General features: G+C 51.2%; 8 protein-coding genes. All 8 read left to right on the top strand.

Annotated elements, in window-relative coordinates; genetic code table 11:
* The coding region (gene tuf, locus OGY19_RS04655; protein ID WP_127674166.1) for an elongation factor Tu at positions 1 to 1011 on the top strand (1011 nt) is incomplete at its 5' end.
* A 230-nt stretch (positions 1012 to 1241) separates the two neighbouring features.
* A complete protein-coding gene (gene secE / locus OGY19_RS04650; protein ID WP_286596243.1) occupies positions 1242 to 1625 on the top strand; it encodes a preprotein translocase subunit SecE in 384 nt (127 codons plus the stop codon).
* Position 1626: 1 nt separating this feature from the next.
* Complete coding sequence (gene nusG, locus OGY19_RS04645) at positions 1627 to 2172, top strand: transcription termination/antitermination protein NusG (protein WP_003033125.1); 546 nt, start codon at positions 1627 to 1629, stop codon at positions 2170 to 2172.
* Between the two features lie 155 nt (positions 2173 to 2327).
* Positions 2328 to 2756, top strand: coding sequence for a 50S ribosomal protein L11 (rplK, locus tag OGY19_RS04640; RefSeq protein ID WP_003033122.1), 429 nt, complete (start codon positions 2328 to 2330; stop codon positions 2754 to 2756).
* A gap of 3 nt (positions 2757 to 2759) precedes the next feature.
* Positions 2760 to 3467: a 50S ribosomal protein L1 gene (gene rplA, locus OGY19_RS04635; RefSeq protein WP_005132897.1), complete on the top strand. Its 708-nt coding sequence runs from the start codon at positions 2760 to 2762 to the stop codon at positions 3465 to 3467.
* A gap of 418 nt (positions 3468 to 3885) precedes the next feature.
* Positions 3886 to 4383 (top strand): 50S ribosomal protein L10, encoded by a 498-nt coding sequence (gene rplJ, locus OGY19_RS04630; RefSeq protein WP_005132895.1) that lies wholly within the window; start codon positions 3886 to 3888, stop codon positions 4381 to 4383.
* 66 nt (positions 4384 to 4449) lie between these two features.
* Complete coding sequence (gene rplL / locus OGY19_RS04625; RefSeq protein ID WP_000028882.1) at positions 4450 to 4815, top strand: 50S ribosomal protein L7/L12; 366 nt, start codon at positions 4450 to 4452, stop codon at positions 4813 to 4815.
* Positions 4816 to 5135: 320 nt separating this feature from the next.
* On the top strand, positions 5136 to 9164 hold the full coding sequence (rpoB, locus tag OGY19_RS04620; RefSeq protein WP_003033111.1) for a DNA-directed RNA polymerase subunit beta: 4029 nt from the start codon (positions 5136 to 5138) through the stop codon (positions 9162 to 9164).
* The last annotated feature ends 10 nt before the right edge of the window (positions 9165 to 9174 follow it).

Below are 9174 nucleotides of genomic sequence, written 5' to 3'. Positions count from 1 at the left end.
CGTGGTATCACCATCAACACTTCTCACGTTGAATATGACACCCCGACTCGCCACTACGCACACGTAGACTGCCCGGGCCACGCCGACTATGTTAAAAACATGATCACTGGTGCTGCGCAGATGGACGGCGCGATCCTGGTTGTTGCTGCGACTGACGGCCCGATGCCGCAGACTCGTGAGCACATCCTGCTGGGTCGTCAGGTAGGCGTTCCGTACATCATCGTGTTCCTGAACAAATGCGACATGGTTGATGACGAAGAGCTGCTGGAACTGGTAGAAATGGAAGTTCGTGAACTTCTGTCTCAGTACGATTTCCCGGGCGACGACACTCCGATCGTTCGTGGTTCTGCTCTGAAAGCGCTGGAAGGCGAAGCAGAGTGGGAAGCGAAAATCATCGAACTGGCTGGCTTCCTGGATTCTTACATCCCGGAACCAGAACGTGCTATCGATAAGCCGTTCCTGCTGCCAATCGAAGACGTATTCTCCATCTCCGGTCGTGGTACCGTTGTTACCGGTCGTGTAGAACGCGGTATCATCAAAGTTGGTGAAGAAGTTGAAATCGTTGGTATCAAAGAGACTGCCAAGTCTACCTGTACTGGCGTTGAAATGTTCCGCAAACTGCTGGACGAAGGCCGTGCTGGTGAGAACGTTGGTGTTCTGTTGCGTGGTATCAAACGTGAAGAAATCGAACGTGGTCAGGTACTGGCTAAGCCGGGCTCTATCAAGCCGCACACCAAGTTCGAATCTGAAGTGTACATTCTGTCCAAAGACGAAGGCGGCCGTCATACTCCGTTCTTCAAAGGCTACCGTCCGCAGTTCTACTTCCGTACTACTGACGTGACTGGTACCATCGAACTGCCGGAAGGCGTAGAGATGGTAATGCCGGGCGACAACATCAAAATGGTTGTTACCCTGATCCACCCGATCGCGATGGACGACGGTCTGCGTTTCGCAATCCGTGAAGGCGGCCGTACTGTTGGTGCGGGCGTTGTTGCCAAAGTAATGAGCTAATTGCCGAATAACATTTGACGCAATGCGCAATAAAAGGGCATCATTTGATGCCCTTTTTGCACGCTTTCACACCAGAACCTGGCTCATCAGTGATTTTTTTTGTCATAATCATTGCTGAGACAGGCTCTGAAGAGGGCGTTTAGTCCGAAACGCACCAGAGCATTTCGGTTTGGATCGCCTCGCTTACGCGGGGTGAAAATGTTTGTAGAATACTTCTGACAGGTTGGTTTATGAGTGCGAATACCGAAGCTCAAGGAAGCGGGCGCGGCCTGGAAGCGATGAAGTGGGTTGTTGTCACTGTATTGCTGCTTGTAGCTATCGTTGGCAACTACCTCTATCGTGACATGATGCTGCCGCTGCGTGCGCTGGCCGTAGTGATTCTGATTGCCGCAGCGGGTGGTGTCGCGCTGTTGACAACAAAAGGTAAAGCGACCGTTGCTTTTGCCCGTGAAGCGAGAACCGAAGTCCGTAAGGTCATTTGGCCAACTCGCCAGGAAACGCTGCACACCACGCTGATCGTTGCTGCGGTCACTGCGGTAATGTCACTGATCCTGTGGGGACTGGATGGTATTCTGGTTCGCCTGGTATCCTTTATCACTGGCCTGAGGTTCTAAGATGTCTGAAGCCCCTAAAAAGCGCTGGTACGTCGTTCAGGCGTTTTCCGGTTTTGAAGGCCGCGTAGCCACATCGCTGCGCGAATATATCAAGTTACAAAATATGGAAGAGCTGTTTGGCGAAGTCATGGTGCCGACCGAAGAAGTGGTCGAAATCCGTGGCGGCCAGCGTCGCAAGAGCGAACGTAAATTCTTCCCGGGCTATGTACTGGTCCAGATGGTGATGAATGATGCAAGCTGGCACCTGGTGCGCAGTGTGCCGCGTGTGATGGGCTTTATCGGCGGTACATCTGACCGTCCGGCGCCGATCAGCGACAAAGAAGTTGATGCGATCATGAACCGTCTGCAGCAGGTTGGCGATAAGCCGCGTCCGAAAACGATGTTTGAACCAGGTGAAATGGTTCGCGTTAGCGACGGTCCGTTTGCTGACTTTAACGGCGTCGTTGAAGAAGTGGACTACGAGAAGTCTCGTCTGAAAGTTTCCGTATCTATCTTCGGTCGTGCGACTCCGGTTGAACTGGACTTCGCTCAGGTTGAAAAAGCCTAATACGCCGATCAAAAAAGCGACGATTTAATCGTTGCACAAGGCGCGAGATTGGAATACAATTTCGCGCCTTTTGTTTTTATGGATCCTATCCGTAAAACGAATTTAATCACGGGGAGCCTCCTTGAGGCGCTATAACCCAATCAGAGGAATTTAGAATGGCTAAGAAAGTCCAGGCCTATGTCAAGCTGCAGGTTGCAGCTGGTATGGCTAACCCGAGTCCGCCGGTAGGTCCAGCACTGGGTCAACAAGGCGTGAACATCATGGAATTCTGCAAAGCGTTCAACGCTAAGACTGATTCCATGGAAAAAGGTCTGCCGATCCCGGTTGTTATCACCGTTTACGCTGACCGTTCTTTCACTTTCGTTACCAAAACGCCTCCGGCAGCAGTTCTGCTGAAGAAAGCGGCTGGTATCAAGTCTGGTTCCGGCAAGCCGAACAAAGACAAAGTGGGTAAAATTTCCCGCGCTCAGCTGCAGGAAATCGCGCAGACCAAAGCTGCCGACATGACTGGTTCCGACATTGAAGCGATGACTCGCTCCATTGAAGGTACTGCACGTTCCATGGGCCTGGTAGTGGAGGACTAAGAAATGGCTAAACTGACCAAGCGCATGTCCGTGATCCGTGACAAAGTTGATGCTACTAAGCAGTACGACATCAACGAAGCTATCGCTCTGCTGAAAGAGCTGGCCACTGCTAAATTCGTAGAAAGCGTGGACGTTGCTGTTAACCTCGGCATCGACGCTCGTAAATCTGACCAGAACGTACGTGGTGCAACTGTACTGCCGCACGGTACTGGCCGTTCCGTTCGCGTAGCCGTATTTACCCAGGGCGCAAACGCTGAAGCTGCTAAAGCTGCAGGCGCTGAGCTGGTAGGTATGGAAGATCTGGCTGACCAGATCAAGAAAGGCGAAATGAACTTTGACGTTGTTATTGCTTCCCCGGATGCAATGCGCGTTGTTGGCCAGTTGGGTCAGGTTCTGGGTCCGCGCGGCCTGATGCCAAACCCGAAAGTTGGTACTGTAACCCCTAACGTTGCTGAAGCTGTTAAGAACGCTAAAGCGGGTCAGGTTCGTTACCGTAACGACAAAAACGGCATCATCCACACCACCATCGGTAAAGTGGATTTTGACGCTGACAAACTGAAAGAAAACCTGGAAGCTCTGCTGGTTGCGCTGAAAAAAGCAAAACCGACTCAGGCAAAAGGCGTGTACATCAAGAAAGTTAGCATCTCCACCACCATGGGTGCTGGTGTTGCCGTTGATCAGTCCGGTCTGACTGCGACTGTGGCGAACTAATATTCGCCTTTACGTGGGCGGTGATTTTGTCTACAATCTTACCCCCACGTTTCTGTTGAAATAAACAGAACTCTATGCGAGTCATTTGAATTGTAGCAAGGCAGCAATTGAGTGAATCGCTGGGAGTGTAGTTAACTACATGACCGGTGTGAACGAGAGCAGCTAACGCAGCTACGGTTCAAAGGGCGAAGTCATAGACAAGATTTGTTCGTTGGAGCCTGGCCTATCCAGGCCTCCGTCGAAGACCGCAGGTGTTTCGTCAGAAACTTAATGCCCTGCGTAGACGGTGACAGAACGCTAAGATTATTTCTGATACTCTGGCTTGTTTCTGCTCACCGTATTTAGACGCTCTCTCCGTTGGGGAGAGTGAAGTGAGTTCCGGAACATGAGTTCCGGCAAACATCCAGGAGCAAAGCTAATGGCTTTAAATCTTCAAGACAAACAAGCGATTGTTGCTGAAGTCAGCGAAGTAGCCAAAGGCGCGCTGTCTGCAGTGGTTGCGGATTCCCGTGGCGTAACTGTAGATAAAATGACTGAACTGCGTAAAGCAGGTCGTGAAGCTGGCGTATACATGCGTGTTGTTCGTAACACCCTGCTGCGCCGCGTCGTTGAAGGTACTCAGTTCGAGTGCCTGAAAGACACGTTTGTTGGTCCGACCCTGATTGCATACTCTATGGAACACCCGGGCGCTGCTGCTCGTCTGTTCAAAGAGTTCGCGAAAGCGAATGCAAAATTTGAGGTCAAAGCCGCAGCCTTTGAAGGTGAGTTGATCACGGCATCGAACATCGATCGCCTGGCAACCCTGCCGACCTACGAAGAAGCAATTGCACGCCTGATGGCAACCATGAAAGAAGCTTCGGCTGGCAAACTGGTTCGTACTCTGGCTGCTGTACGCGATGCGAAAGAAGCTGCTTAATCGCAGTTATCTTTCTCAAGCATCTGCTTACGTATAAACTTATTCTGATTTTCAGGAACAATTTAAATGTCTATCACTAAAGATCAAATCATTGAAGCAGTATCCGCTATGTCCGTAATGGACGTTGTAGAACTGATTTCTGCAATGGAAGAAAAATTCGGTGTTTCTGCTGCTGCTGCTGTAGCTGTAGCTGCGGGCCCGGCTGAAGCTGCTGAAGAAAAAACTGAATTCGACGTAATTCTGAAAGCTGCTGGCGCTAACAAAGTTGCTGTTATCAAAGCAGTACGTGGCGCAACTGGCCTGGGTCTGAAAGAAGCTAAAGACCTGGTAGAATCTGCACCGGCTGCGCTGAAAGAAGGCGTGAGCAAAGACGACGCAGAAGCACTGAAAAAATCTCTGGAAGAAGCTGGCGCTGAAGTTGAAGTTAAATAAGCCAACTTTTCTGGTTGCAGCCTAAGAAATTAGGCTGATGGCTGGTGACTTTTTAGTCACCAGCCTTTTTGCGCTGTAAGGCGCCAGTAGCATTTCACACTGTTTGACTACTGCTGTGCCTTTCAATGCTTGTTTCTATCGACGCCTTAATATACTGCGACAGAGCGTCAGTTCTGTGTAAATCGCAATGAAATGGTTTAAGCGTGATAGCAACAGGCATTGCGGAAAGTATTCGATTTTCCGGTCAACAAAATAGTGTTGCACAAACTGTCCCTTCGTCGGACAGATGGGTCGACTTGTCAGCGAGCTGAGGAACCCTAATGGTTTACTCCTATACCGAGAAAAAACGTATTCGTAAGGATTTTGGTAAACGTCCACAAGTACTGGACATACCTTATCTCCTTTCTATCCAGCTTGACTCGTTTCAGAAGTTCATCGAGCAAGATCCTGAAGGGCAGTATGGTCTGGAAGCAGCTTTCCGTTCCGTTTTCCCGATTCAGAGCTACAGCGGTAATTCCGAGCTGCAATACGTCAGCTACCGCCTTGGCGAACCGGTGTTTGACGTTCAGGAATGTCAGATCCGTGGCGTGACCTATTCCGCACCGCTGCGCGTAAAACTGCGTCTGGTGATCTACGAGCGCGAAGCGCCGGAAGGCACCGTAAAAGACATTAAAGAACAAGAAGTCTACATGGGCGAAATTCCGCTCATGACTGACAACGGTACCTTTGTTATCAACGGTACTGAGCGTGTTATCGTTTCTCAGCTGCACCGTAGTCCTGGCGTCTTCTTTGACTCCGACAAAGGTAAAACCCACTCTTCGGGTAAAGTGCTGTATAACGCGCGCATCATTCCTTACCGTGGTTCCTGGCTGGACTTCGAATTCGATCCGAAGGACAACCTGTTCGTACGTATTGACCGTCGCCGTAAACTGCCTGCGACCATTATTCTGCGTGCGCTGAACTACACCACTGAGCAGATCCTTGACCTGTTCTTTGAGAAAGTTGTTTTCGAAATTCGTGACAACAAGCTGCAGATGGAACTGGTGCCGGAACGCCTGCGTGGTGAAACCGCCTCCTTTGACATCGAAGCTAACGGCAAAGTGTACGTCGAAAAAGGCCGTCGCATCACTGCGCGCCACATTCGCCAACTGGAAAAAGACGATATCAAACATATCGAAGTTCCGGTTGAATACATTGCTGGTAAAGTTGCGGCTAAAGACTACGTTGACGAATCTACTGGCGAGCTGATCTGCGCAGCTAACATGGAGCTGAGCCTGGATCTGCTGGCTAAGCTGAGCCAGTCTGGTCACAAACGTATCGAAACGCTGTTCACTAACGATCTGGACCACGGTCCGTACATTTCTGAAACTGTACGCGTCGACCCAACCAACGATCGTCTGAGCGCACTGGTAGAAATCTACCGCATGATGCGCCCTGGTGAGCCGCCGACTCGTGAAGCTGCTGAAAGCCTGTTTGAGAACCTGTTCTTCTCCGAAGACCGCTATGACCTGTCTGCGGTTGGTCGTATGAAGTTCAACCGTTCTCTGCTGCGCGACGAAATCGAAGGTTCCGGTATCCTGAGCAAAGACGACATCATTGAAGTGATGAAGAAGCTCATCGATATCCGTAACGGTAAAGGCGAAGTCGATGATATCGACCACCTCGGCAACCGTCGTATCCGTTCCGTAGGCGAAATGGCGGAAAACCAATTCCGCGTTGGCCTGGTACGTGTTGAGCGTGCGGTGAAAGAGCGTCTGTCTCTGGGCGATCTGGATACCCTGATGCCTCAGGATATGATCAACGCCAAACCGATTTCTGCAGCAGTGAAAGAGTTCTTTGGTTCCAGCCAGCTGTCTCAGTTTATGGACCAGAACAACCCGCTGTCTGAGATTACGCACAAACGTCGTATCTCTGCACTCGGCCCAGGCGGTCTGACCCGTGAGCGTGCAGGCTTCGAAGTTCGAGACGTACACCCGACTCACTACGGTCGCGTATGTCCAATCGAAACGCCTGAAGGTCCGAACATCGGTCTGATCAACTCCCTGTCCGTGTATGCACAGACTAACGAATACGGTTTCCTTGAGACGCCGTACCGTAAAGTGACCGACGGTGTTGTAACTGACGAAATCCACTACCTGTCTGCTATTGAAGAAGGCAACTACGTTATCGCTCAGGCGAACTCCAACCTGGATGACGAAGGCCACTTTGTAGAAGATCTGGTTACCTGCCGTAGCAAAGGCGAATCCAGCTTGTTCAGCCGCGACCAGGTTGACTACATGGACGTATCCACCCAGCAGGTGGTATCCGTCGGTGCGTCCCTGATCCCGTTCCTGGAACACGATGACGCCAACCGTGCATTGATGGGTGCGAACATGCAACGTCAGGCGGTTCCGACTCTGCGCGCTGATAAGCCGCTGGTTGGTACCGGTATGGAACGTGCTGTTGCCGTTGACTCCGGTGTTACTGCAGTTGCTAAACGTGGCGGTACTGTTCAGTACGTGGATGCTTCCCGTATCGTTATCAAAGTTAACGAAGACGAGATGTACCCGGGCGAAGCAGGTATCGACATTTATAACCTGACCAAATACACCCGTTCTAACCAGAACACCTGTATCAACCAGATGCCTTGCGTATCTCTGGGCGAGCCAGTTGAACGTGGTGATGTGCTGGCAGACGGTCCGTCCACCGACCTCGGTGAACTGGCGCTGGGTCAGAACATGCGCGTGGCATTCATGCCATGGAACGGTTACAACTTCGAAGACTCCATCCTCGTATCCGAGCGTGTTGTCCAGGAAGACCGTTTCACCACCATCCATATTCAGGAACTGGCATGTGTGTCTCGTGACACCAAGCTGGGGCCAGAAGAGATCACTGCTGACATCCCGAACGTGGGTGAAGCTGCGCTCTCCAAACTGGATGAATCCGGTATCGTTTACATTGGTGCAGAAGTGACCGGTGGCGACATTCTGGTTGGTAAGGTAACGCCGAAAGGTGAAACCCAGCTGACGCCAGAAGAGAAGCTGCTGCGTGCGATCTTCGGTGAGAAAGCGTCTGACGTTAAAGACTCTTCTCTGCGCGTGCCAAACGGTGTTTCCGGTACGATTATCGACGTTCAGGTCTTTACTCGCGATGGCGTAGAAAAAGACAAACGTGCGCTGGAAATCGAAGAGATGCAGCTGAAGCAGGCGAAAAAAGACCTGTCTGAAGAACTGCAGATCCTCGAAGCTGGCCTGTTCAGCCGTATCTACGCTGTGCTGGTTTCCGGTGGTGTTGAAGCTGAGAAGCTCGACAAACTGCCGCGCGACCGCTGGTTAGAACTCGGCCTGACCGACGAAGAGAAACAAAATCAGCTGGAACAACTGGCTGAACAGTACGACGAACTGAAGCACGAGTTTGAGAAAAAACTCGAAGCGAAACGCCGTAAAATCACTCAGGGCGACGATCTGGCACCGGGCGTGCTGAAGATTGTTAAGGTTTATCTGGCGGTTAAACGTCGGATCCAGCCTGGTGATAAGATGGCAGGTCGTCACGGTAACAAGGGTGTTATCTCTAAGATCAACCCGATCGAAGATATGCCACACGATGCTAACGGTACGCCGGTAGATATCGTACTGAACCCGCTGGGCGTACCATCGCGTATGAACATCGGTCAGATCCTTGAAACCCACCTGGGTATGGCTGCAAAAGGTATCGGCGATAAGATCAACGCCATGCTGAAACAGCAGCAGGAAGTCGCGAAACTGCGCGAATTCATCCAGCGTGCTTACGATCTGGGTTCAGATGTTCGTCAGAAAGTTGACCTGAATACCTTCAGTGATGAAGAAGTTCTGCGTCTGGCTGAAAACCTGAAAAAAGGTATGCCGATCGCAACGCCGGTATTCGACGGTGCGAAAGAGTCTGAAATCAAGGAACTGTTACAGCTGGGTGGCCTGCCGACTTCCGGTCAGATCACACTGTTCGACGGTCGTACCGGTGAGCAGTTCGAGCGCCAGGTTACCGTTGGCTACATGTACATGCTGAAACTGAACCACCTGGTTGATGACAAGATGCATGCGCGTTCTACCGGTTCTTACAGCCTGGTTACTCAGCAGCCGCTGGGTGGTAAGGCGCAGTTCGGTGGTCAGCGCTTCGGGGAGATGGAAGTGTGGGCGCTGGAAGCATATGGCGCAGCATACACCCTGCAGGAAATGCTCACCGTTAAGTCTGATGACGTGAACGGTCGTACTAAGATGTATAAAAACATCGTGGACGGCAACCATCAGATGGAACCAGGCATGCCGGAATCCTTCAACGTACTGTTGAAAGAGATTCGTTCGCTGGGTATCAACATCGAGCTGGAAGACGAGTAACTCTCGATCA

Source organism: Citrobacter sp. Cy070, assembly GCF_030332245.1.
GTDB lineage: Bacteria > Pseudomonadota > Gammaproteobacteria > Enterobacterales > Enterobacteriaceae > Citrobacter > Citrobacter youngae.
The sequence above is the reverse complement of the archived record's forward strand: the minus strand, read 5'-3'. Positions and strand labels throughout refer to the sequence as shown.

What these genes read in the sequence shown, in the direction of transcription:
- secE (WP_286596243.1), top strand. Translation starts at nt 1,242, where the DNA reads ATGAGTGCGAATACCGAAGCTCAAGGAAGCGGGCGCGGCCTGGAAGCG.
- nusG (WP_003033125.1), top strand. Translation starts at nt 1,627, where the DNA reads ATGTCTGAAGCCCCTAAAAAGCGCTGGTACGTCGTTCAGGCGTTTTCC.
- rplK (WP_003033122.1), top strand. Translation starts at nt 2,328, where the DNA reads ATGGCTAAGAAAGTCCAGGCCTATGTCAAGCTGCAGGTTGCAGCTGGT.
- rplA (WP_005132897.1), top strand. Translation starts at nt 2,760, where the DNA reads ATGGCTAAACTGACCAAGCGCATGTCCGTGATCCGTGACAAAGTTGAT.
- rplJ (WP_005132895.1), top strand. Translation starts at nt 3,886, where the DNA reads ATGGCTTTAAATCTTCAAGACAAACAAGCGATTGTTGCTGAAGTCAGC.
- rplL (WP_000028882.1), top strand. Translation starts at nt 4,450, where the DNA reads ATGTCTATCACTAAAGATCAAATCATTGAAGCAGTATCCGCTATGTCC.
- rpoB (WP_003033111.1), top strand. Translation starts at nt 5,136, where the DNA reads ATGGTTTACTCCTATACCGAGAAAAAACGTATTCGTAAGGATTTTGGT.